The following is a 23,493-nucleotide window of genomic DNA, read 5'->3' as shown; positions in this document are numbered from 1 at the left end:
CCGTGCGGGCCGGGACCTCAGGGGGCGAGCAGCCCCACGGCGGCGGCACCGGCGCGCGCACAGGCTGCATCGACGTCGGCGGCCGCACCGCTCACCCCGACCCCGCCGACCAGTTCGCCGTCGGCGTGCAGCGGGATCCCGCCGGCGAACACGATGAGCCGGCCGTCGGCCGCGGACGCGAGCCCCCAGTCGGAGCCCCCCGGCGCACTGCTCTGCGACCAGGCGTCCGTGGGATGGCCGAAAGCCGATGCCGTGTAGGCCTTGTCGGTGGCGAGGCGGACGGCCACCAGTTGGGCTCCGTCCATCCGCAGGGCGGCCACCAGTTGGCCGGCCGAATCGGTGACGGCGATGCCCATGCGCACGCCGCGCCGCTCGGCCTCCTGTCGGACGCCCGCCACGATCTGCAGGGCGGTCGATGCCGAGACGTCCTGTCGGGCGTGGAGTTCCGGGCGCGGGAGGGACTGGACGGCCGACACCTGCTGGGTCATGGAATCCCTTCCGCACGACGCGGTCAACGTATAAATTATCTGTCAGGCCGATTGTTCCACGCCGACGAGAGGACGTCCATGACCGAGGGCCACGGGCTGTTGACCGGATCGCGAGCCGTGGTGACCGGGGGAGCCCGGGGCATCGGCTTCCAGATCGTCCGGCGCTACCTGCAGGAGGGCGCGGACGTCGTCATCGCCGACTTCTCCGGCGGGCCCGAGGCGGTGCAGGCGTTGCTCGACGAACTCGGGGTCGACCCGGCCCGGATCGGGTCGGTGACGATGGACGTCACCGACCCCGCCTCGGTGGCTGCCGCCGCCGAGGCGGCCGAGCAGCTGATCGGACCGATCGACGTCGTCGTGGCCAATGCCGGGATCCTCGTGCTGGCACCGGGTCTGGAGACGAGCCTGGCCGACTGGAACCGGGTGCTGCAGGTCAACCTGACCGGCGTCTTCCTGACCTGCCAGGAGTTCGGCCGCCGGATGGTGGCCCGCGGTGGGCCCGGCCGCATCGTCATCGCGTCGTCCCTGTTCGGCGTGCGGGGCGGGGTGGAGAACTCGGCCTACTGCGCGTCGAAGTTCGGGGTGCTCGGCCTGATGAAGTGCCTGGCCGCCGAGCTCGCCCCGCACGCGATCACGGTGAACGCGGTGTGCCCCGGCCAGATCATCACCCCGATGATCGAGCAGCTCAGCCGGGACCGGTCGGCGGCCCGGGGCACCACGCCGGAGGCGGAGATCGCCCGACTGGAGTCCACCATCCCGTTGGGCCGGCTCGGCGATCCGGCCGAGATCGCCGACACCTACGTCTATCTGGCGTCGCCCCTGGCCCGGTACACCACCGGGCAGGAGCTGGTCGTGGACGGCGGGGTCCAGGTCGGCTGAGCCGGGTCTGGACCGGTGGGGCGCGGTGGAGGACACTCGACGCGTGTCTCTCCCGTGCCTGTCCCGATCGTGGGCATGACCGACCGGCAGGCGTCGGCGGAGCGGTTGCTCGCCGAGGTGACGGAACCCCTGCGGGTGCGCCCCGATGTGCAGGACGGCCAGATGCTGCGCAGCCGCGGCCTCCGGGTGCCCAGCGGGTTCTTCGCGTTCGTCGGTGGCGACGGCCGGCTGATCGTCAAACTGCCGGAGGAGGACGGGCAGGCGTTGATCGGTTCGGGTCGCGGGGAGAACGTCGTGCTCGGCGGGCGGCACCTGCGCGAATGGTTCGCGCTGCCCTATCCCGACGGCGACGCCGAGGGCCGGGAAGCCTGGGCGCAAGCGGCCGAGGACGCGCTGGAGTACGTCAGCTCGCTGCCGCCGCGTCCGCGCCGTCGGAAGGCGGGCCCGTCGTGACCGACCTGGCCGATCGTTACCGCGCCTACCTGGACTGCCTGAACGCCCGGGAGCTGGACCGGCTGGGGGAGCACGTCCGGGAGGACGTGCAGCACAACGGGAACGCCTTCGGGCTGGCGGGCTACCGGGACATGCTGCGGGACGACTTCCGCCGGATCCCCGACCTGCGGTTCGAGATCGAGATGCTGGTCGTCGACGAGAGCCACGTGGCGGCCCGACTGGTCTTCGACTGCGCGCCGGTGGGGGAGTTCCTCGGTCTCCCGGTGCACGGCCGCCGGGTCCGCTTCCACGAGAACGTCCTCTACACCTACCGCGACGGCCGCATCGCCGACGTCCGATCCGTCATCGACACGGTGGCCATCGCCGCGCAGCTGGCCGGCGGGTGACCGGACGCGCGTCCGGTCACCCGCGACGCGGTCACTCCTGAACGGTCGCGCCCAGCCGCTGCAGTGCGACGACCTGAGCGGCCACCATCCGTTCGATCTCCGCCGGGTCGACGCTCTCGTTCGAGGCGTGGATGCGGGCCAGGGCGGTGTCCTCGGCGCCCCACAGGATGACGTCGGCCCGCGGGCAGGCCTGCTTCAGCGTGTTGATCAACGGGATGGACCCGCCGGACCCGATCGTCTCGACCTCGCGGTCGAACACGTCGACCAGGGCGGACTCGGCGGCCCGGACCGCGGCGCCGTCCATGTCGACGGCGAACGGCCAGCCGGTCTTGACCCGCTGGATCTCCACCTGCACGCCCCACGGCGCCACCGACTCCAGGTGCGCGATGAGCGCGTCCAGGTCGCGGTCCGGATCCGTGCCCGGCACGACGCGCATGGAGACCTTGGCCGTGGCCTGCGGGATGAGGACGTTGGAGGCGTGCGCGACGGTCGGCGCATCGATCCCGATGACGGTGGCCGACGGCTTGGCCCACAACCGCGAGGCCAGCGTGCCCGTTCCGACGAAGGAGACGCCGTCCAGCAGGCCGGCGCTGTCCCGGAGCTGGGCCTCGTCCAGGTCGGCGCCCGACCACTCGCCGCTGCTCACCCCGGGCACCACGGTGTCGCCGGCGTCGTCGTGCAGGGTGGCCAACATCCGGATGAGCGCGATCAGCGCATCGGGCACGGCCCCGCCGAACAGGCCGGAGTGCACCGGGTGGTCCAGTGCGCGGACGGTCACGGTGAGGGAGACGTCGCCGCGCAGCGCCGTGGTCAGCGCCGGGCGGCCCACCTCCTGGTTGCCCATGTCGGCGATGACGAACGCGTCGCACTGCACCAGCTCGGGATGCGCCTCGACGAACTCCTCGAGGTGACTGATCGTCTCCTCCTCGCCCTCGATCAGCAGGACGATGTTCACCGGCGGATCGGGCAGCAGCGCCTGCAACGTCCCCGCGTGGATGACCAGACCGGACTTGTCGTCGGCGGCGCCGCGCCCGTAGATGCGGCCGTCGTCCTTGGTCGTCGCCACCCACGGGTCGGTGTCCCAGCCCTGCTCCGGCGGGGCCGGCTGGACGTCGTAGTGCGCGTAGAGCAGCACGGTCGGCGCACCGGGCGGGCCGGGCACGGTGGCGTACACCGCCGGGTACCCGCCGGGGATCTCCAGCAGGTGCGCGTCGTCGGCGCCGGACCGCTGCAGCAGATCGACCACCGCGGCGGCCATCGCGTCGACGGGCTCGGACGGGAAGCCGGGGAACGCCACCGACGGGATGCCGACCAGGGTCTGCAGGTCGGCCACCAATCCCGGCATCAGCCCGGCGACCCGGTCCCGGACGGTGGTGACATCGGACGGGGTGGCTGGGCTCGACGGGGGCGGGGTCTGCGGATCGGTCATGGGCGGCACGCTACCCAGGGGTGCGGGGGCGCCGGAGGAGCGCACGGGTGGGGCGGGTCGGGTCACCCGGGGCGGGGCGGGGCGGGGCGGGGCGGGGCGTGGTGCTCGGGGTGGGGCGTGGTGCTCGGGGAGCGACGTGCTGCTCACGGGGGACGCGGTGCTCATGGGCGAACGCGTTGCTCAGGGGGGAACGCGTTGCTCGCGGCCGGCCGTGAGCAATGCGGCCGGGCGTGAGCAACGCGGCCGGGCGCGAGCGCCTGCTTCTTGCACTCACCAGGGGCGAGTGCTAGACCTGAGCTGGCACTCGGGTACCCTGAGTGCCAGGTCGGTGAGATGAGAGCGGCCGGCCACCGGGACCACCTGAGTGCCCCGGACCGCCGCTCGTCCGTCGCGGGCATCCCGCCGCCCAGTACACGCCACGTTGTTCCTGTCCGGTGGCCGTTCGCGGCCCGGGGCAGACGAATCTGGAGGATGCACCCTCATGTCCAAGCTGATCGCTTTCGACGAGGAAGCGCGTCGCGGTCTCGAGCGAGGGATGAACATCCTCGCCGACGCCGTCAAGGTCACCCTCGGCCCGCGCGGCCGCAACGTCGTCCTGGAGAAGAAGTGGGGCGCCCCCACCATCACCAACGACGGTGTCTCCATCGCCAAGGAGATCGAGCTCGAGGACCCGTACGAGAAGATCGGGGCCGAGCTCGTCAAGGAGGTCGCCAAGAAGACCGACGACGTCGCCGGCGACGGCACCACCACCGCCACCGTGCTGGCCCAGGCACTCGTCCGCGAGGGCCTGCGCAACGTGGCCGCCGGTGCGAACCCGCTCGGCCTCAAGCGCGGCATCGAGAAGGCCGTCGACGCCATCTCCGCCCAGCTGCTGAGCGACGCCAAGGAGGTCGAGACCAAGGAGCAGATCGCTGCCACGGCCTCCATCTCCGCCGCCGACCCCGCCATCGGTGAGCTCATCGCCGAGGCCATGGACAAGGTCGGCAAGGAAGGCGTCATCACCGTCGAGGAGAGCAACACCTTCGGCCTCGAGCTCGAGCTCACCGAGGGCATGCGCTTCGACAAGGGCTACATCTCCCTGTACTTCGCCACCGACGCGGAGCGTCAGGAGGCCGTCCTGGACGACCCCTACATCCTCCTGTTCGGCTCCAAGATCTCGGCCGTCAAGGACCTGCTGCCGCTGCTGGAGAAGGTCATCCAGTCCGGCAAGCCGCTGCTGATCATCGCCGAGGACGTCGACGGCGAAGCGCTGGCGACCCTGGTCGTCAACAAGATCCGCGGCACCTTCAAGTCCGTCGCCGTCAAGGCTCCGGGCTTCGGTGACCGTCGCAAGGCCATGCTGCAGGACATCGCGATCCTCACCGGTGGCCAGGTCATCACCGAGGACGTCGGCCTCAAGCTGGAGAGCACCGACATCGCCCTGCTGGGCACCGCCCGCAAGGTCGTCGTGACCAAGGACGAGACCACCATCGTCGACGGTGCCGGTGACACCGAGCAGATCGCCGGCCGCGTCTCGCAGATCCGCAGCGAGATCGAGAAGTCCGACTCGGACTACGACCGCGAGAAGCTGCAGGAGCGGCTGGCCAAGCTGGCCGGTGGCGTCGCCGTCATCAAGGCCGGTGCCGCCACCGAGGTCGAGCTGAAGGAGCGCAAGCACCGCATCGAGGATGCCGTGCGCAACGCCAAGGCCGCTGTCGAAGAGGGCATCGTCGCGGGCGGTGGTGTCGGGCTCCTGCAGGCCGCCACCAAGGCCTTCGCCACCCTCGAGCTGGTCGGCGACGAGGCCACCGGCGCGAACATCGTCAAGGTCGCCGTCGAGGCTCCCCTGAAGCAGATCGCCATCAACGCCGGTCTCGAGGGCGGCGTCGTGGCGGAGAAGGTCCGGAACCTGCCCGCGGGCCAGGGCCTGGATGCCTCCACCGGCGAGTACAAGGACCTGATTGCGGCCGGGATCATCGATCCCGCCAAGGTCACCCGGTCCGCGCTGCAGAACGCCGCGTCCATCGCCGCGCTGTTCCTGACCACCGAAGCCGTGGTCGCCGAGAAGCCGGAGAAGGCCGGTGCCGCCCCGGCGATGCCGGGCGGCGGGGACATGGACTTCTGAGTCCAGCCCCACCTGCACCACCCAGAACCACCTCACGAGGGCGGTCCCGCTACGGCGGGGCCGCCCTCGTGGCGTGTGTAGGTGGGGGGACGGCGGTGCGGCCCCGAGCGGGGAGAACGGGAGACACGGCGCGGGGTGGCCGCGATCGGTCCCCAGGCCCGTCGCGGAACCGCTGAGGGGCGTGGGGTCCGCCGAGTCTGCCGGTCAGCTCACCAGGTCGTCGACGGCGTCCGCGGAGAGCACGTGGTCCAGGGCCATCACGCTGGCGCCGATGACCCCGGCCTGCGGCCCGGTCACCGAGCCCACGATGCGCAGGTGCTGGCTGGCCAGCGGCACCGAGCGGCGGTAGACGACCTCCCGGATACCGGCGAGCAGATGCTCGCCCGCCTCGGCCAGCACGCCGCCGACCGCGATCACCGACGGGTTGAGCAGGTTGACGCAGGTGGCGAGGACGGCGCCGACCCGGCGCCCCGCCTCCCGCACGGCCTGGGTCGCGTGGACGTCGCCGGCCCGCACCAGGGCGACGACATCGGCCCCGTTCGACGCGTCGATGCCCTCGGCGGTCAGTGCCTCCGCGACGGCACGGCCGCTGGCCACCGCCTCGAGACAGCCGGTGTTGCCGCATCGGCACGGCACGTCCGGGCCACCCGGGACGGCCACGTGCCCGATGTCGCCGGCGGCGCCCTGCGCCCCGCGCCGGAGCTGGCCGTCGGCGATGATGCCCGACCCGATACCGGTCGCCAGCTTCACGAACATCATGTCGGACACGCCGTTCCAGGCCGTGCGGTACTCACCCAGCGCCATGATGTTGACGTCGTTGTCGATGAGGGCGGCGCAGCCGAAGCGCCCGGCCAGGATGCCGCGCACGTCGGCGTCGTCCCATCCCGGCATGATCGGCGGGTTGATCGGCCGGCCGGTGGCGTGCTCCACCGGGCCGGGCAACCCGACGCCGATGCCCATCAGGTCCGCCGCGGACCGGCCGGCCTGCGCGAGGAGGGCCTCGGCCTGATCACCCACCCAGTCCAGGACGTGCGCGGGGCCGGCGGAGATGAGCAGCGGGGCCTGCACCTGGGCCAGCACGGTCGAGGCCAGGTCGGTCAGCGCGAGCCGGGCGTGCACGGCGCCCAGGTCCACGGCGAGCACGACGCGACTGGCCGGCCGGAAGGCGAACACGGCCGGCGGGCGCCCTCCGGTGGATCCGGCCTCGCCGGCCAGGGTGATCAGACCGGAGTCGAGCAGGGCGTCCAACCGACTGCCCACCGTGGACCGGGCCAGACCGGTCAGGGAGATGAGCTCGGACCGGGTCCGGGGTCGGCCGTCCCGCAGGAACTGGAACACCTCGCCGCTGCCGCCGACCCGGGGGGACCGGTCCTCCCCGGGTATCGGTGCGGCTCCCGCCGGGACGAGCAGGCCCGCGGGGGTGCCGGCGGGCGGCGGCGTCGGTCGGGCAGCGACGGACCGCACCGCGGGCGCCGCCGTCGGTGCCGTGGTCCGCGTACTGGTGCCCATCGTGGTCGACCCGACCCTTCCGCCATCACGATCATCGGAACGAAGATCAACAAAACGGAGTGTAGACGCGGCCTTTCGGTCACAGTCCGACTACATCGGTCGATGATAACCAGACTTTTGATTGACCCTGTGCAAAAGCCGGGTTAGCCTCCGGCACATGGTCACAGCCGACCGTCCCCAGCCGTTGTTGAGCCTGCGGGGCATCGTGAAGCACTTCCCGGGTGCCAAAGCCCTGGACGGAGTCGATCTCGACGTCGTCGCGGGCGAGGTGCATTGTCTGCTCGGCCAGAACGGGGCCGGGAAGTCCACGCTCATCAAGGTTCTCGCCGGCGCCCACCAGCCCGACAGCGGCACGATCGATATCGACGGCGATTCCGTCACGATCCCGAATCCGGTGGCCGCGCTGCGACTGGGCATCGCCACCATCTACCAGGAGCTCGACGTCGTCGACGGCCTGAGCGTGGCCGAGAACATCTTCCTGGGCCACGAGCCCTCGACGGCCGGCGTCTCCCGACGGCGGGCCGAGATCGCCCGCACCCGCGAGATCCTCGCCCGCCTCGGCCATTCCGAGATCTCCCCGACAGGCGACGTCGGGCGGCTGTCCGCGGCCGGCAAGCAGATCGTCTCGATGGCCCGTGCGCTGTCCCACGAGGCCCGGGTCATCGTCATGGACGAGCCCTCGGCCGTGCTGGACTCCGAGGAGGTGACCAACCTGTTCGCCCTCGTCCAGGAGGTCACCGCCCAGGGCATCGCGGTGGTGTACATCTCGCACCGCCTGGAGGAGATCCGGCAGATCGGTGACCGCATCACGGTTCTCAAGGACGGCCGGACCGTGGGGCGTAATCTCGCCGTGTCCGACACTCCGACGGCCGAGCTGATCCGACTGATGACCGGGCGCACCGTGGCCAACGTCTTCCCCGTCGGGCCGGGTGTCCCCGCGGACGCGCCGACGGTCCTGGCCGTCGAGGGCCTCGGGTTGCAGGGCACCTTCGCCGACATCTCGCTGGAGATCCGGGCGGGCGAGATCGTCGGTCTGGCCGGGCTCGTCGGCTCCGGCCGGTCGGAGATCCTGGAGACGGTGTTCGGTGCGCGCAAGGCCACCGCCGGATCGGTCCGGGTGGGTGATCGACGGGTCCGCGCCGGTTCGGTCTCCGCCGCGGTGGGCGCCGGTATCGGGCTGTGTCCCGAGGAGCGCAAGAGCCAGGCGCTGCTGCTCGACGAGCCGGTGTTCCGCAACATCACCCTGTCCAGCTTCGCCCGCTTCGCCCGGGGTGGGGTGCTCGCCGAGGGGGCCGAGCGTGTCGCCGCCGTCGAGCAGGCCCAGGCCCTGCACCTGCAGCCGGCCGGGGTGGAGCGAGCCATCCGCACGCTGTCCGGCGGGAACCAGCAGAAGGCCGTGCTGGCCCGCTGGCTCGTCCACGGCTGCCGGGTCCTGCTGCTCGACGAGCCCACCCGAGGGGTCGACGTCGGCGCACGGGCCGAGATCTATTCGCTCATCCGGGCTCTCGCCGACCGGGGCACCGCCGTGCTGGTGGTCTCCAGTGAGATCCCCGAGGTGCTCGGTCTCGCCGACCGGGTGCTGGTCATCTCCGAGGGCCGGGTGGTCCACCAGGGCCCGGCCGCTTCGATCGACGAGCACGCCGTGCTCGACATGGTCATGGAAGGACAGGTCGCGTGAGCGAGCCCACGATGAAGGCCCCCCCGACGGGAGGGGCCGACCCCGCTGTCCCGTCCCCCAAGCCGGGGCGGCCCAGCCTGCTCAGCGGATCGGTGGGCCGCAACCTCGGCCTGGTCATCGCGCTGGTGCTGCTGTGCATCATCGGCATCGTCACCGGCGGGGAGCGGTTCGCCAGCGTCGACAACGTGCTCACCATCCTGCGGCTGGCCTCCGTGGTCGGGGTGCTGGCCGTCGGGATGACGTTCGTCATCACCGCCGGCGGGATCGACCTGTCCGTCGGTTCGGTGTTGGGCCTGGCCACCGTGTGGGCGTCCACGCTCGCGACACAGACCATGGCGCAGGACATCCACTGGAGCGTCATGGTCGTCACCGCCATCGCGGTCGGCGTGGCCGCCGGTCTGATCAACGGCGTGATCATCGCGTACGGCAACGTGGTGGCCTTCATCGCGACGCTGGCCATGATGATCGCCGCCCGCGGTGTCGCCGAGGTGATCTCCAACCGGCAGACCCAGGTCGTCAACGTGCGGCCGTTCCTGGAGGCGTTCCGCGGCGACATCCTCGGTGTCCCCAAGCTGGTCTGGATCTTCGCGCTGGTCGCCGGGGCCGGCTGGTTCCTGCTCAACCGCACCACGTTCGGCCGCCGGACCGTGGCCCTCGGCGGCAACCCGGAGGCCGCCCGGTTGGCCGGCATCAAGGTCAAGCGGCACACGCTGTACCTGTACGGGCTGGCCGGCCTGACCGCCGGCATCGGCGCGGTGATGATGCTCGTGCGGACCACGGCCGGCACGTCCACCAACGGCATGCTCTACGAGCTCGACGCCATTGCCGCGGTCGTCGTCGGCGGCACGCTCCTCGCCGGTGGCCGGGGCACCATCGTCGGCACCGTCTTCGGCGTCGTCATCCTCACCCTGCTGAGCAACCTCTTCACGATCAACAACATGTCGATCTCGGCCCAGTCCGTGGCCAAGGGCGTGATCATCGTCGTCGCGGTCCTGCTCCAGCAGCGTTTCGTCGCCCACGCCCACCCGCGGAAATAGATCGCCCGGGGCCGGGCTCCGCACCGGTCCCCGCACCACCCGCTCTGCGCAGGCTCGTCACTCGTCAAAGGAGATCGTGATGTCCGTACGCCCCACCCGTTCGCTGGGTGCCCTCTTCGCTCTCACCGCCGTGTCGGCCGTCCTGGTCGCGGGGTGCACCTCCAACACCGCGCCGGCCCCGAGCACCTCCTCGGCCGCCGCCGCGGCCGGGTCCACGGCTGCCGCCGCGACCGGATCCAGTGCGGCCCCGGCGTCCGGTGAGCCCGTCGTCATCGGGTTCTCCGCCCCCGCCGCCGATCACGGCTGGATGGGCGCCATCACCAAGGCCGCGGTCGCCGAGGCCGCCAAGTACCCCGAGGTGGAGCTCCGGCAGGCCGAGGCGACCAACGACGTCAACCTGCAGATCAGCCAGATCGAGACGTTCATCAACGACGGCGTCGACGCGATCGTGCTGCTGCCGTTCGACGGCGCCGCGCTGACCGAGGTGGCGACCAAGGCGATGGACGCCGGCATCCCGGTGATCAACGTCGACCGCGAGTTCACCAGCCCGCTCGCCGCCCGCGCCACCGTGCTCGGCGACAACTACGGCATGGGCGTCAGTGCCGGCAGCTACATCTGCAGCCAGGTCGGCGACAAGCCGGACGCGGTCATCGCCGAGGTCGCCGGCATCGACTCGCTGCCGCTCACCCAGGACCGCAGCAAGGGCTTCGCCGACGCACTGTCCGACTGCGGCCTGTCGGTCACCAACCGGGTCGCCGCCGACTTCACCGTGCAGGGCGGCGAGACCGCCACCTCGAACCTGCTGCAGGCCGCGCCGAAGATCGACGCGCTGTGGAACCACGACGACGACCAGGGCGTCGGCGTGCTGGCCGCCATCGAGAACGCCGGCCGCAGCGAGCTGCTCGTCGTCGGCGGGGCCGGGTCCAAGAACATGATGGACCTCATCCAGGGCGGCGACTCGGTCGTCAAGGCGACCGTCATCTACCCGTCCACCCAGGCCGCCGACGGCATCAAGCTGGCCCGCCTCATCGTCCAGAACGCCAACCTGGGTGACCTGCAGTCCGCCGGGGTGCCGCGCACCATCCAGCTCTTCGCCCCGGTCGTCACCGCGGAGAACGTGGCCGAGTACCTGCCGAACGCCTTCGAGTCCTGATCCCGGCCCGTTCCCGAACGGCCCTGACCGTCCCTGCGTGAGGGGTCGCCCGGGGCGGGTGCCGATCGCGGCACCCGTCCCGGGCGCAGGGCGCCCCCGACGGCCCAGAAGGATGACCCCATGACGAGCTCACCCCCCACCATCGGCGTCGGCATGATCGGCCACGCCTTCATGGGCGCCGCCCACTCCCAGGCCTGGCGTTCCGCCCCGCACTTCTTCGACCTGCCCCTGGTCCCCCGGATGACGGCGATCGCCGGCCGCAACCGGGCCGGCGTCGACGCCGCGGCGCAGCGGCTGGGCTGGGAGTCGGCCGAGACCGACTGGCACGCCCTGATCGACCGGCCCGACATCGGCCTGATCGACATCTGCACCCCCGGTGACACCCACGCCCAGATCGCCCTCGCCGCCCTGCGGGCCGGCAAGCACGTGCTGTGCGAGAAGCCGCTCGCCAACAGCGTGGCGGAGGCGGAGGAGATGGCCGCCGCCGCGCAGGAGGCGGCGCGATCCGGTGTGGTGGCCATGGTCGGATTCACCTATCGTCGCGTGCCCGCGATCCAACTGGCCCGCACCCTGGTGGCCGACGGCCGCCTCGGCACCGTCCGCCACGTGCGGGCGCAGTACCTGCAGGACTGGCTGTCGGACCCGGAGTCCCCGTGGACCTGGCGGATGGACCGCGACCGGGCCGGTTCCGGCGCGCTCGGCGACATCGGCGCCCACATCGTGGATCTCACCCAGTTCATCCTCGGGCGGGAGCTGACGCAGGTCACCGGCCGGCTGGCCACCTTCGTCGACCGGCGCCCGCTGCCCGACGGGGGGACCGGCGAGGTCACCGTGGACGACACAGCTGCCTTCCTCGGCGAGTTCGAGGACGGTGTGCTCGGCGTCTACGAGGCCACCCGGTACGCCCTGGGCCGCAAGAACGCCATCCGGGTGGAGATCAACGGCTCCCGCGGGTCGCTGGCCTTCGATTTCGAGGACATGAACGTCCTGCACTTCCACGACGGCGACGAAGCCGCCGAGACCGCCGGGTTCCGGCGCATCGTGGTCACCGAACCCGTGCACGCCTACGTGGGCAACTGGTGGCCGGCCGGACACGGCCTGGGCTACGAACACGGCTTCACCCACCAGGTCGTCGACCTGCTCCGGGCCATCGCCGGCGGTGCCCCGGCCATCCCCGACTTCACCGCCGGCCTGCAGGTGCAGCGGGTCCTCGCCGCCGTGGAGCGCAGCGAGCAGACCCGCGGCTGGGAGTCGGTGGCCGGCCCCGGGAGCTGATCCCGGACGACCACCGGCCCCGCCGCGCAGCACGCCCGTCCCCGTCCCCCCAGCACGATCCCAGGAGCGCGATCATGGAACGTCCCGTCACCCTCTTCACCGGCCAGTGGGCCGACCTACCGTTCGAGGAGGTGGCCGCGCTGGCCGCCGGCTGGGGGTACGACGGGCTCGAGATCGCCTGCTGGGGCGATCATCTGGACCCGAGCCGGTGGAACGACGCCGCGTACGTGCAGGGTCGTTTGGACATCCTGGAGAAGCACGGGCTGAAGGTGTTCGCGATCTCCAACCACCTCAAGGGTCAGGCGGTCTGCGACGACCCGATCGACGAACGGCACCGCAACATCGTCTCCGACGCGATCTGGGGGGACGGTGACCCGGAGGGCGTGCGGCAGCGGGCGGCCGAGGAGCTGAAGGACACCGCCCGGCTCGCCGCGGCACTCGGGGTGAAGACCGTCGTCGGCTTCACCGGGTCGGCCATCTGGAAGTACGTGGCGATGTTCCCGCCGGTGTCGCAGGCTGCGATCGACGCCGGCTACCAGGACTTCGCCGACCGGTGGAACCCGATCCTGGACGTGTTCGACGAGGTCGGTGTGCGTTTCGCCCACGAGGTGCACCCCAGCGAGATCGCCTACGACTACTGGACGACGGTGCGCACCCTGGAGGCGATCGGACACCGGGAGGCGTTCGGGCTGAACTGGGACCCGAGCCACATGGTCTGGCAGGACATCGATCCCGTCGGGTTCCTGTGGGACTTCCGCGACCGGATCTACCACGTCGACTGCAAGGACACCCGCAAGCGGATGGGCAACGGCCGCAACGGTCGCCTGGGGTCGCACCTGGCCTGGGCCGATCCCCGTCGCGGCTGGGACTTCATCTCCACCGGCCGGGGCGACGTGCCCTGGGAGGACGCATTCCGCATGCTCGACGCCATCGACTACACCGGGCCGATCTCGGTGGAGTGGGAGGACGCCGGGATGGACCGGCTGACCGGCGCGCCGCAGTCGTTGGCCTTCGCCCGTTCGCTGCTGTTCCCCGCACCGGAGGCCGCCTTCGACGCCGCGTTCGCCACCCGCCAGGAGGGCTGATCGGCGGGTTCAGGGCGCCGGGAGCTGCGCTCCGAGCAACGGGGCGATCTGCCGGGAGTACACCGTCGAGATGTGGCTGTTGTCCCGGTAGACCAGCGTGTTGCCGATGACGGCGGGGCAGCGGGCGGCGTCGCAGAACCAGGGTGTGGGGTCGACGACGGTCACCCCCGCCGCCACCGCGTCCGCGGTGGTGGCCGCGCGCCGCGCCGGGTCGCTCTGTCCGGTGGTCGGGGAGAAGGCGCACGAGCCGGCGTCGTCCAGGTGGCCGGCCAGGCACTTGGGGATGTTCCGGCGGGGGAACGGGGTGTCGGCGATCGTGACCACGTCCGCTCCCGTGGCTCGCAGCCGGGTCAGCGTGCTGTGCACACCGGCGGACCAGCGCTCGGTGAAGTCGCCTTCGCGTTCGGAGAAGATCGCCGCCGACGTCACGATCAGGTCCGGGCGTTCGGCGTCGATCCGCGCCCAGACCTTCTCCCGCCAGGCGTAGCACTCGGTGTAGTCCCGGCCGAGCTGGTTGTTGACCAGGGTCACGTCGTACAACGGGCAGGCGCCCTTGGTCAGGTTGATCAGCCGCCAGTCGTCGGCGGCCGCCAGTTCCTGCAGGGCCGGCAGCCACTGGTGCGCGTGCGAGTCGCCGACCAGCATCACCGTCCGGCTCCCGGCCTCGGTGCCTCCGGCGACACAGCTGCCGGTGCCGTCCTCGCTGAGCTCGGCGGAGACGATGCGGGCATGGCACGACTGCCCGTCGGCCGCGGCGAGATCCGGGGCGTCCTTGCCGGCCCGGTCCAGGGGCGGCTGCAGGTTCCCCGGCACGGGCCCGACGACGGCGAAGCCGGACACGTCCACGGCGCCGTCCGCGATCGCGACCTGATCGGCCCGCACCCCCGGGTCGCCGGTGACGGCGTCGGAGGTCCGCAGCACGGTCAGGGTCGCCGTCACGCTGATGACCAGGAAGAACACCCCGACGAGCAGTCCGTTGCCGGAGGAGCGCGCGAACGTCACGCCGGTGCGGAACGGTGTCTCGACCAGCACGGAGGTGAGGGCGGCCAGGACCAGCGTCAACCCGGCCAGGGTCAGCCCCTCGCCGGGCGTGAGGTCCCGTTCCAACAGGGTCGCGCAGAGCACCAACGGCCCCCAGTGCCACAGGTACCAGCCGTAGGACAGCCGGCCCAGCGTCTGCATCGGCCGCAGCCCGAGGAAGAACCGTTGCACGACGTGCGGAGCGCCCAGCCCGCCGGCGATCACCGCCGCCGCGCCCAGCACGGGCAGCAGGGCGGGCGCCCCGGGGAACCCGGTGGACGCGGAGTAGAGCACCGCCGCCGCCCCGATCGCGGCCAGGCCGAGCAGGGCGAGCGCCCCGGTGGACAGCCACCGCAGGCGGACCAGCCACGGCGTCGCCGCGGCGACGACTCCGCCCACGGCCAGCTCCCAGGCGCGGGTCGGGAGGAGGAAGTACGACTGGGCCGGCGCGGTGCGCATCTGGCCGAGGGTCCAGGTGAAGGACACGGCCGCGACGGCCGTCAGGGCCAGCACCATCGCGAGGCGCCGTCCGCGCTCGGTGCGCACCACTCGTGCCGCGAGCAGGTAGGCGCCGAGCAGCAGGAGCGGGACGACGAGGTAGAACTGCTCCTCCACGGCGAGGGACCAGTAGTGGGTGAACGGCGACGGGTCCTGGTCGGCCTGGTAGTCCACCCCGGTGATCGCCAACCGCAGGTTCATCGCGAAACCGAGCGTCCACAGCGCGTCCACCGAGATCTGCCGGGTCTGCAGGGCCGAGGTGGTCAGCGCGTACAGGGCCACCGTGGCCATGACCACCACGCACGCCACCGGCAGCAGCCGTCGGGCCCGGCGGGCGTAGAACCGTGCGAAGGAGATCCGGCCGTGCCGGGTGAGTTCGTCGAGCAGATGCCCGGTGATCAGGTACCCGCTGATCACGAAGAACACGTCCACCCCGACGAAGCCACCCGGTAGCTGGGTGACGCCGGCGTGGAACAGCACGACGAGCAGCACGGCCACCGCGCGCAGGCCCTCGATGTCCGCGCGGAACCGGCGGGTGGTGGTGGGCATGGCGGGAGGTGCCCCAACGGTCGGCAGGGGGCGGAGCAGGGTCATCGGGCCACCTCGGGACGGGGACGGGTGTTCAGGCGTGGCCGGGAGCGGGCGAGGGCCGGCGCGGTCACCGGGTGGAGCCGCCGGACCCCGATCCGGCGGGTGATCACCGGGGGATGGGGCCCCGAACGGGTGGGCCCGGACACCCTGGGTGCACCGGCCCGCCGGACCGCGACGGGGGCCGTCACCCGCGGGTGGACGCGGGAGCGGCGGCGATCGCGGGCCGCCGGTGTGGTCGTCGTCAGGTATTCCGACCCGGTGCGCGGCAACGGTTGACGCCCGTCCGGACGGCGGTGACCGTGGGCCGGATGCACACCCCGGCCGCACCGCCCCGCGCCGGGATCACCCGACGCGGCGCCCTGCGGACCCTGGCCGTGGGCGGGGCGGCCCTGGCGCTGACCGCGACCACCGGTGGCGTGGCCGGAGCCGGCCCGGCCCCGCTGCTGCAGCGGGCCACCTGGGGCGCCTACGCCTCCCGGGTGCCGTTCCCGGACGCCGCTCCGCACTACGCCCTGGAGGCCCTGGTCGGTACCCGCTTCCCGCAGATGTCGTGGTTCTCCACCTGGGGTGTGGCCTGGCCCAAGGGCGGCGGACAGCAGGCGGCGCGGTCCCGGCACGACCTCCTGGTGGCCTGGCAGCCCACCCTGGACGGTCGTCGGCCCGTGCTGTTCAGCGACATCGTCGCCGGTCGACACGACGACTACCTGACCCGGTTCTTCACCGCCGCGGCCCGGCATCCGGGTCGGGTCACCGTCCGGTTCGCCCACGAGCCCAACGGAACGGGGTACCCCTGGTCGGTCGCGGCGGGCGGGTGCGTGCGCAGTACCGCCGAGTACGTCGCCGGCTGGCGGTACGTCGTCGAGTTCCACCGCCGGATCAGCCGTCGGTGGACCGAGCAGAACGTGCGCTTCTGCTGGTGCGTGACCACCCGGGACCGCGGCGGCATCCCGTTGGAGGAGTACTACCCGGGCGACGACTGGGTCGACGTCCTCGCGGTCGACGTCTACAACGGCTACGGCGGCACCTGGGCCTCGCCCCGCGGCCTGCTCGCCGCCCCGTACGCGCGGTTGACCGCCCTGAACGAGGCCGCACCGGTGTGGATCGCCGAACTCGGCTGCCGGGAACCGGCCAAGGACGAGCCCGGCGCCCGGGCCGATCCCCGCCGGAGCAAGGCCGACTGGTTGTCCTCGCTGTTCGCGATGACCGAGTACCCGCGCCTGGAGTCGGTGAACTTCTTCCACGCCGACCGTACCCACGACTGGCGCCTGGACTCGAGCCCGGCCGCCCTGCAGGTCTGTCGAACCGCGCTCGCCGGCCGCTGAACCGGGCGCCCTCAGTCCCGTTCCCGCGGGGCGGAGCCGAAGCGCCGTCATGTGAGCGGGGGCAGGGCGTCGGCGAGCCGGCCGGCCAGCAGGCGGGCGTAGGTCGCGGTCAGGTGGCTGTTGTCGGAGTAGACGAGGTACTGACCCACGATCACCGGGCAGCGCTGCGGCCCGCACAGCCAGGCCTGCGGATCCACGACGACCGCTCCGGCGGAGACGGCAGCAGCGGCGGTGGCCCGGCGCCGTTCGGGGTCGCTCATCGCATCGGTCAGCGTCGGGGTGCAGCTGTCCCGGACGTCGGCGGGGTGCTGGGCCAGGCACGTCGGCACGTCCCGCCGCGGGTAGGGGACGTCGGCCAGCACCACCGGACGGGTGCCGAGCGTCCGCAGACGCTCCATCGTGGTGGTCACACCGGTGGTCCAGCGGGCGGTGAAGTCGCCCTCGCGCTCGGAGAACACCGCGGCGGAGGTGATCACCATGGCCGGCCGCAGGTCGGCGATGCGCTCGAACACCTTCTCCCGCCACTGCGTGCACTCGGTGTACTCGCGCTTGAGCTGCGTGTTGACCATGACGACGTCGTACAGCGGGCACCCGGACTTGGTCAGCGAGATCAGGCGCCAGTTCCGCTGCCCGGCGATCTCCCGCAGGGCCGGGATCCACTGGTAGGCATGGGAATCGCCGGCGACGACCACGGTGGTGGTCCCGTCGGCGGTGCCCCCGGCGACGCAGCTGCCGCCCGGATCCGCGCTGAGCTCGGCGGTGAGCAGGCCGACCATGCAGGAGATGCCGTCGTCGGCGTCCAGAGCGGGCTTGTCGTCGGCGGCCTCGACGAGACCGGGGGTGAGGTCGGCCGGGACGGCGTCGGTGCGCTGGCCGGCCAGCACGGCCGCGTCCAGCTGGGCGCTGTCGGTGATCGCCGCCGCCTGCACCCCCACGCCCATCAGCCGGGGGGCGACGACGGCGGCGGCCGCGGCGACCAGGGCGGTGACCAGCACGAGAACGGCGCCCAGTCGCAGCGTCCGGGTGGTGCTGGCGACCAGGGACGGCATCGAGCGCAGCGGGTTCTCCAGCGCGATCGACGTGCACAGCGCCATCCACAGCGCCACGGCGCACAGTGCCAGCGCTTCGGGCAGCCGCAGGTCGCGTCCGGCCACCAGGGCGGCGAGCACCAGGACGGGCCAGTGCCACAGGTACCAGCCGTAGGAGAGCCGACCCAGGGCCTGCAGCGGTGCCCGGCCGAGCAGCCGCCTCTCCAGCCCGGTGCGCCGGGTGAGTCCGGCGGTCAGCAGCAGGACGGTGCCGGCGACGGGGAGGGCGGCGGCGTACCCGGGGAACGGGGTGGCCGGGGTGAACCGGGTCGCGGCCAGCAGGACGAGCGCCAACCCGGCCCAGGCGACGGGCGTGGTCCGCAGCCACCGGATCCCGGCCAGGCGCGGCGCGGCCACGGCCAGCAGGGCGCCCGCGGCCAGCTCCCACGCGCGCGTCGGGGTGAGGAAGTACGCCGGGGTGGGTTCGGCGACGGTCAGGTGCACCGAGTACGCGAGCGCACCGACCAGGACGAGCCCGGCGACCAGGGCGACCGCGGCCCGGGGGGAGACCCGCCCCGTCCGGCGCGCGACGGCGACCGCGGCCAGCAGCGCCAGCGGCCACCCGAGGTAGAACTGCTCCTCCACGGCGAGGGACCAGAAGTGCTGCAGTGGTGAGGGATCCTGGTTCGCCTGGTAGTCCACCCCGGTCAGCGCCAGGTGGACGTTCATGCCGAAGAAGGTGGCCCACAGGGCGTCCACCCCGACCTGCCGGGCCTGCAGGGCCGAGAGCGACGCCCACGTCGCGATCACGGTGACCACGACGACCAGGGCGGCGGCCGGCAGCAGCCGTCGGATCCGCCGAGCGTAGAAGGCGGCGAGCGAGAACCGTTGCTCCGTACCGGATCCTGCCAGCAGCCCAACCAGCAGATGACCGGTGATCAGATAGCCGCTGATCACCAGGAAGACGTCCACCCCGACGTAGCCGCCGCGCAGGGCCGGCACCCCGGCGTGGAAGAGCACCACCAGCAGGACGGCGACGGCACGCAGCCCCTCCACGTCCGGGCGGAAGCGGCGGAGCTCGGTCGCCGGCCCGGTCTCCTGGCCGGCGGGTGCTGAAGCGGGCGCGGGTGGGGGCGGTGCCGGGTCGAGACCCGCCGTCATCCGACCCTCACCCCGCGGTCGTCACGGACGGGCCGCCCGGCGGGCGCGCGGGGGGTGTGGGGCCCGGCGGGCGCGGTGGACGGACCCGCCGGTTGGGTGGGCAGTTCCGGCGGGACGACGCGGTCGGCGGTCGGCGCGGTGGTGTCCGAGGCGGTCACGGTCGGTGCAGCGGCGGTCCGTGCGGTGGTGTCCGGGGCGGTGGTGGCCGTGGGGTGCAGCCCGACCTCGACCCGCTGCCGGGTGCCCCAGGCCCGGGGGGCCGGCTGGGCCAGGGCGCGGTAGTAGAGGGGGAGCAGCAGGCCGAGGTACAGGGCGCTGGTCAGCGGGCTGACCGCCCAGGTGATCAACCGCTGGTGCAGTGGTTCCTGCTGCTGGGCGATGAGCACGTAGCGCAGGTGCGACAGGTAGCCGATGCCCATGGCGACGAGCACCGACCAGATGAGCAGGTCGACGGAGATCGCCCCGCTGATCGCGCCGACCAGGGCGATGGAGGAGGCGAAGCCGTAGGCCAGGATGCCGAGGGTCTGGGTGGCGGTGAAGAGGAAGTCCGCGGACCGGATCGGGCGGCGCAGCAGCCACAGGGTGCCCCAGCACCACGAACGCGCCCACCGCATGCGCTGCCGGGCCAGATGGCTGAGGTTCTCCGGCAGCGCGGAGAAGGCCACCGCGTACGGCTGGAACTCCGTGCGCCCCTTCTCCTTCGCGAAGAACGTCAACGCCCGGTCGTCCCCGGCGCGTACCGGGACTCCCATGAACCGCTGGTTGAGGAACCGGTGCAGGTTCTCCCGCACCACGTGTCCGCGGTAGGCGGCCAGGATGCCGCAGTTGACCCGGACGGAACCGAAGTAGCCCTCGGCCACCCGGCCCTGCAGGAACGACATGACGAAACCCAGGTCCAGCGACCGGGTCAGCAGATTCTTGCGGTAGTTCTGGCCGTACGCGGTGCCGCCCACGCTCATCACCTCGGGCCGGGAGAACGGGATGAGCAGGTTGGCCAGGGCGTCGGCGCGCAGATAGGTGTCGGAGTCCGTCGTCACGAAGATGTCCGCGTCGGACTCGGCGAACGCCACCGACTGCGCCTCCCGCTTGCCCGAGTTGTCCTGCCGCCGGCAGACGACGGTGATGCCCGCCCGCTCGGCCTCCGCGATCGCCCGCAGGACGGCCGGGTCCTGCAGGGCGAGGACGGGGACGCCGTCGGCCTGCGATCCGTCGTCGACGAGCCACAGCGCCCGCGGCCGGCGATCCTGCCCGGCCATCGCGGTGATGCCGGCGGCGAGCAGGGCCGGGTCCTCGTTGTAGATCGGGACGACGACGTCCACGCGCAGGAGGTCGAGATCGGCTCCCGGGGCGACGGTGTGCGGCTTGGCCGCCAGCGAGGCCAGCATCTTCAGGGCCAGGTGGACGAACATGATCGAGTAGCAGACCGCGAGGTTGGTGAACTTCACGGCGTACTGCAGATGGTTGAACAGCAGGTAGGTCATCATCCCGAGCGTGAGCAGGGAGACGGCGACGAACGCCGGGGTCTTGTGCATGCGGGAATCCCTCTGGCGGGGGCGGTGCGGGGGTCGGACGGGGCGCGGGTGCGGGCGGTGGTCAGTCGCCGGGCACGGTGTACCCGCGGGGCGTCAGAGGGTGCCGCCCTTGAAGATGCGGGAGAGCAGGACGGTCAGCACGAAGACGCCCAGGATCACGCCGATCAGGTAGCCGTTCCCGAAGACGACGAACTGCAGCGCCTCACCGAGCAGATCGCCCAGTGAGCGGGTCGCCTCCTCGGCAGGCTCGGTCTCCGGCATCGCGCCCCCCGGCTGATCCTCGGGAGCAGCCGTCGGTGGCCTGCCCCGGGATGCACGGGTCCGGACCGCAACCGCTCGAGTCGACATCGACCGCGACCGGGCCCAGGCCCTTCCCGGGGTCACCGGGTGGTCGCAACGGGCTGAAGATACCTGACGTTGCGCTCAATTGTTCACGTTCACAGAAAAAAATCTCATCCGCTCGGGGTGCATGACGAAGCATTTCTCACCCTGCGTATCGGTGGGCGTCTCCGGGGGCCCGCCGCCCGGCGGTCAGCAGCTGAAGGTGGACGTGTCCGGTGAACCGCTCTCCAGCAGGCGGAACGAGGCTCCGGTCCCCTCGGCCGCGCACGCTGCACCGGTCGACGGGTAGGCGCGGAAGACCGCGTAGATCGGATTGCCGTCACTGGACGGGGTGAGCGAACTGCAGGCCTGGTCGGTGCGCAGGGAGGACGCGCCCGGATGGTCGTCCAGAGCCTGCTGGACGTCGGCCGCGTAGGCCCCGGGGGTGATCGCCGAGGAGTACAGGACGATCGGCGTCCCCGTGCAGCCCACCGTGCTGATGGGTGTGGCCAGGCCGAGATCGCCGACCCCCCGGCCGGCCGGAGCGGGTGCGGGCACCACGGGCGCGCCGGCTCGCGTCTCGGAGCGTCCGTGCGGAGCGGGGTCACCCGGCGGCAGCGGCGGCCCGACGGCGAAGCCCGGGACGGTCCCGCCGGCCGGTTCGTCCCGGACGGACCCGAGGCGGCCCGGGAATCCGGAGCCGTGCCGGGAGTCGGGTGGGGCCGGCCGAACGGCGGCAGGGCCGCCGGACCAGGCTTGGTCAGCGCGACCGGGGGCGCCGGGGGTCGTGCGGGTGGCGGTGCGGGTGGTGGTGGCACCGGGCTGGTTCGGTCACGGCTGCGCGGCGGGGCAGGACCCACCGCGCCGCGCACCCGTCGGATCAGGCCTTGGGGATGATGATCCAGGCCAGCAGGTAGGCGAGGATCCCGCCGCCGGCGACGAACGCCAGCACCACGGCGATGATCCGCACCAGGGTCGGGTCGACGTGGAAGTAGGCGGCCAGGCCGCCGCACACACCGGCGATCTTGCGGTCGGAGGAGGAGAGGGTGAGTCGGCGGTACGGGGCGGGCGGCGGCGGCGTGGGAATCGTCATGCACCCATCCTGGCCGGTCGGACGGGGTGCCGGCATCAGGGGCAGCCCTGATCGGCCCCTGAGCCGGCCCCGGGGACACCCGGCCGCCTACCGTGGGGTCGTGCCGTCGGGACTCCAGCAGTGGACGCGGATGACCGGCCCGATCGGTGAGCTGCTACTCACCTCGGACGGCGACTCCCTGACCGGCGTGTACGTCGGAGCCCCGCTGCCCGGAGTGGTGTTGGGCGACCAAAGGTCCGCACCGGTCCTCACCGCGGCGCGACGGCAGTTGGACGCGTGGTTCGCCGGGGATCTCCGAGCGTTCGATCTCCCGACCGCGCCGGCGGGCACGCCCTTCCAGTGTCGTGTGTGGGCGGCGGTCCGGGCGATCCCGTACGGCTCCACGAGCACCTACGGTGCGGTGGCCCTGGCCGCCGGCGCCACGGTCGGCGCGGCCATGGCCGTCGGATCGGCCAGTGCCCGCAACCCGTTGTCGATCGTGGTGCCCTGTCACCGGCTGACCACGGCCGCCGGGCGACTGCGCGGTGGGCCGGAGGGAGCGCGCCGCAAGGAGATTCTGCAGGAGTTCGAGCGGCGCGCCCTGGCGTCGACCTGAGCTCAGTGCGCCTGACAGGACGGGCACCAGAACAGGTTCCGCGCGACCATCAGCTCGGTGCGCACCTCCGCCCCGCAGATGCGGCAGGGCTGCCCGGTGCGCCGGTAGACGTAGAACGACTCCTCGCGGCGGGGTCGACCCCGGCGGGGCCGGTCCTCCGGGCGGGTGGTGACGATGCGGCCCGCGCGGACCCCGGCCTTGAGCAGCACGACCAGGTCGGCCCAGACGGCGTCCCACTCCTCGCGGGTGATCTCGCGCCCAGCCCGGAACGGGCTGATCCCGTGCCGGAAGAGCACCTCGGCGCGGTAGACGTTCCCGATGCCGGACAGCACGTCCTGGGACATGAGCAGGGCACCGATGGCCATGCGGGACTTCGAGATCCGCGCCCACGCTCGGTCCGGGTCGGCATCGGTGCGCAGTGGGTCGGGGCCGAGCCGGGCGAGGATCGTGTCGTGCTCGTCCCGGGTGATCAGGTCGCACGCCGTCGGGCCCCGCAGGTCGGCCCAGGCAGTGTCGTTCTCCAGTCGCAGGCGCAACGCGCCGCGCGGGGGCTGCGCCGGCTGGGGCTGGATGGGGAACTTGCCGTACAGCCCGAGGTGGATGTGCACGGTGCTGCGCAGCGCGTCCTGCGAGAAGTGCAGGAAGAGGTGCTTGCCGTGCGCCTCGGTCTTCGCCAGGGTCGTCCCGTCCAGCTTCGCGGCCCCCTCGGCGAACCGCTCCTGCAGGGTGCCGGTGTGCACGGCGGCGCCCGCGAAGGTGGTGCGCAGGTCCCGCGCGAGGCGGTGGATCGTGTGGCCCTCGGGCACGGGGGTCCTTCCGGGTCGGATGAGCACGGGTCGGGAACGGGAACGGGAAC

At 72.4% G+C, this 23,493-nt stretch carries 21 protein-coding genes; 11 read left to right on the top strand and 10 right to left on the bottom strand.

Annotated elements, in window-relative coordinates; genetic code table 11:
• Window positions 1-17 precede the first annotated feature (17 nt).
• Window positions 18-488: a GlcG/HbpS family heme-binding protein gene (locus tag J2S58_RS09205; RefSeq protein WP_205258185.1), complete on the bottom strand. Its 471-nt coding sequence runs from the start codon at window positions 486-488 to the stop codon at window positions 18-20.
• A gap of 78 nt (window positions 489-566) precedes the next feature.
• Here J2S58_RS09205 and J2S58_RS09200 point away from each other — a divergent pair, with 78 nt between their 5' ends.
• From J2S58_RS09200 to J2S58_RS09190, 3 genes are all read left to right on the top strand, one after another.
• Window positions 567-1,367, top strand: a complete 801-nt coding sequence (locus J2S58_RS09200; protein WP_205258186.1) for an SDR family NAD(P)-dependent oxidoreductase — start codon at window positions 567-569, stop codon at window positions 1,365-1,367.
• A gap of 75 nt (window positions 1,368-1,442) precedes the next feature.
• Entirely contained in the window at window positions 1,443-1,820 is a 378-nt protein-coding gene (locus J2S58_RS09195) for a hypothetical protein (protein WP_205258187.1), read from the top strand.
• Window positions 1,817-2,206, top strand: a complete 390-nt coding sequence (locus J2S58_RS09190) for an ester cyclase (protein WP_205258188.1) — start codon at window positions 1,817-1,819, stop codon at window positions 2,204-2,206. The genes J2S58_RS09195 and J2S58_RS09190 overlap by 4 nt, the downstream gene beginning before the upstream one ends.
• Before the next feature lie 31 nt (window positions 2,207-2,237).
• Here the strand turns inward: J2S58_RS09190 and J2S58_RS09185 are convergent, their stop codons facing one another.
• A complete protein-coding gene (locus J2S58_RS09185) occupies window positions 2,238-3,635 on the bottom strand; it encodes a M20/M25/M40 family metallo-hydrolase (protein WP_205255632.1) in 1,398 nt (465 codons plus the stop codon).
• Window positions 3,636-4,116: 481 nt separating this feature from the next.
• Here J2S58_RS09185 and groL point away from each other — a divergent pair, with 481 nt between their 5' ends.
• Window positions 4,117-5,739: a chaperonin GroEL gene (gene groL, locus J2S58_RS09180; protein ID WP_205255633.1), complete on the top strand. Its 1,623-nt coding sequence runs from the start codon at window positions 4,117-4,119 to the stop codon at window positions 5,737-5,739.
• Window positions 5,740-5,943: 204 nt separating this feature from the next.
• Here the strand turns inward: groL and J2S58_RS09175 are convergent, their stop codons facing one another.
• Window positions 5,944-7,248 carry an ROK family protein gene (locus tag J2S58_RS09175; protein ID WP_205255634.1) on the bottom strand — a complete coding sequence of 435 codons (1,305 nt, stop codon included), beginning with the start codon at window positions 7,246-7,248 and terminating at the stop codon, window positions 5,944-5,946.
• Between the two features lie 157 nt (window positions 7,249-7,405).
• On the opposite strand from J2S58_RS09175, the gene J2S58_RS09170 reads away from it, so the two are divergent.
• The 5 genes from J2S58_RS09170 to J2S58_RS09150 all read left to right on the top strand — a co-directional run bounded on the left by J2S58_RS09170 (window position 7,406) and on the right by J2S58_RS09150 (window position 13,476).
• Window positions 7,406-8,926 carry a sugar ABC transporter ATP-binding protein gene (locus J2S58_RS09170; protein WP_205255635.1) on the top strand — a complete coding sequence of 507 codons (1,521 nt, stop codon included), beginning with the start codon at window positions 7,406-7,408 and terminating at the stop codon, window positions 8,924-8,926.
• A gap of 11 nt (window positions 8,927-8,937) precedes the next feature.
• Complete coding sequence (locus tag J2S58_RS09165; RefSeq protein WP_275889286.1) at window positions 8,938-9,963, top strand: ABC transporter permease; 1,026 nt, start codon at window positions 8,938-8,940, stop codon at window positions 9,961-9,963.
• 79 nt (window positions 9,964-10,042) lie between these two features.
• Window positions 10,043-11,116, top strand: coding sequence for a substrate-binding domain-containing protein (locus tag J2S58_RS09160; protein ID WP_205255637.1), 1,074 nt, complete (start codon window positions 10,043-10,045; stop codon window positions 11,114-11,116).
• A 120-nt stretch (window positions 11,117-11,236) separates the two neighbouring features.
• Window positions 11,237-12,391: a Gfo/Idh/MocA family protein gene (locus J2S58_RS09155; protein WP_205255638.1), complete on the top strand. Its 1,155-nt coding sequence runs from the start codon at window positions 11,237-11,239 to the stop codon at window positions 12,389-12,391.
• Between the two features lie 74 nt (window positions 12,392-12,465).
• The gene (locus J2S58_RS09150; protein WP_205255639.1) at window positions 12,466-13,476 is read left to right on the top strand and encodes a sugar phosphate isomerase/epimerase family protein; all 1,011 of its coding nucleotides are present in this window, start codon (window positions 12,466-12,468) and stop codon (window positions 13,474-13,476) included.
• Between the two features lie 9 nt (window positions 13,477-13,485).
• Here J2S58_RS09150 and J2S58_RS09145 read toward each other — a convergent pair whose 3' ends face one another.
• Window positions 13,486-15,588 (bottom strand): acyltransferase family protein, encoded by a 2,103-nt coding sequence (locus J2S58_RS09145; RefSeq protein ID WP_205255640.1) that lies wholly within the window; start codon window positions 15,586-15,588, stop codon window positions 13,486-13,488.
• 305 nt (window positions 15,589-15,893) lie between these two features.
• On the opposite strand from J2S58_RS09145, the gene J2S58_RS09140 reads away from it, so the two are divergent.
• Window positions 15,894-16,907, top strand: coding sequence for a glycoside hydrolase family 26 protein (locus J2S58_RS09140; protein WP_205255641.1), 1,014 nt, complete (start codon window positions 15,894-15,896; stop codon window positions 16,905-16,907).
• 47 nt (window positions 16,908-16,954) lie between these two features.
• On the opposite strand, the gene J2S58_RS09135 is transcribed toward J2S58_RS09140, so the two are convergent.
• From J2S58_RS09135 to J2S58_RS09115, 5 genes are all read right to left on the bottom strand, one after another.
• Window positions 16,955-19,096: an acyltransferase family protein gene (locus J2S58_RS09135; RefSeq protein ID WP_205255642.1), complete on the bottom strand. Its 2,142-nt coding sequence runs from the start codon at window positions 19,094-19,096 to the stop codon at window positions 16,955-16,957.
• Window positions 19,093-20,628: a glycosyltransferase gene (locus J2S58_RS09130; protein ID WP_205255643.1), complete on the bottom strand. Its 1,536-nt coding sequence runs from the start codon at window positions 20,626-20,628 to the stop codon at window positions 19,093-19,095. The genes J2S58_RS09135 and J2S58_RS09130 overlap by 4 nt, the downstream gene beginning before the upstream one ends.
• 93 nt (window positions 20,629-20,721) lie before the next feature.
• Window positions 20,722-20,889 carry a hypothetical protein gene (locus J2S58_RS09125; protein ID WP_205255644.1) on the bottom strand — a complete coding sequence of 56 codons (168 nt, stop codon included), beginning with the start codon at window positions 20,887-20,889 and terminating at the stop codon, window positions 20,722-20,724.
• A 270-nt stretch (window positions 20,890-21,159) separates the two neighbouring features.
• A complete protein-coding gene (locus J2S58_RS09120) occupies window positions 21,160-21,510 on the bottom strand; it encodes a hypothetical protein (RefSeq protein ID WP_205255645.1) in 351 nt (116 codons plus the stop codon).
• A 319-nt stretch (window positions 21,511-21,829) separates the two neighbouring features.
• The gene (locus tag J2S58_RS09115) at window positions 21,830-22,042 is read right to left on the bottom strand and encodes a PspC domain-containing protein (protein ID WP_205255646.1); all 213 of its coding nucleotides are present in this window, start codon (window positions 22,040-22,042) and stop codon (window positions 21,830-21,832) included.
• Between the two features lie 100 nt (window positions 22,043-22,142).
• On the opposite strand from J2S58_RS09115, the gene J2S58_RS09110 reads away from it, so the two are divergent.
• Complete coding sequence (locus J2S58_RS09110) at window positions 22,143-22,637, top strand: methylated-DNA--[protein]-cysteine S-methyltransferase (RefSeq protein ID WP_205255647.1); 495 nt, start codon at window positions 22,143-22,145, stop codon at window positions 22,635-22,637.
• Window positions 22,638-22,639: 2 nt separating this feature from the next.
• On the opposite strand, the gene J2S58_RS09105 is transcribed toward J2S58_RS09110, so the two are convergent.
• The gene (locus J2S58_RS09105) at window positions 22,640-23,443 is read right to left on the bottom strand and encodes an Fpg/Nei family DNA glycosylase (RefSeq protein ID WP_205255648.1); all 804 of its coding nucleotides are present in this window, start codon (window positions 23,441-23,443) and stop codon (window positions 22,640-22,642) included.
• Window positions 23,444-23,493: the final 50 nt, after the last annotated feature.

This window comes from Nakamurella flavida, from assembly GCF_030811475.1.
Classification (GTDB): domain Bacteria; phylum Actinomycetota; class Actinomycetes; order Mycobacteriales; family Nakamurellaceae; genus Nakamurella; species Nakamurella flavida.
The sequence above is the reverse complement of the archived record's forward strand: the minus strand, read 5'-3'. Positions and strand labels throughout refer to the sequence as shown.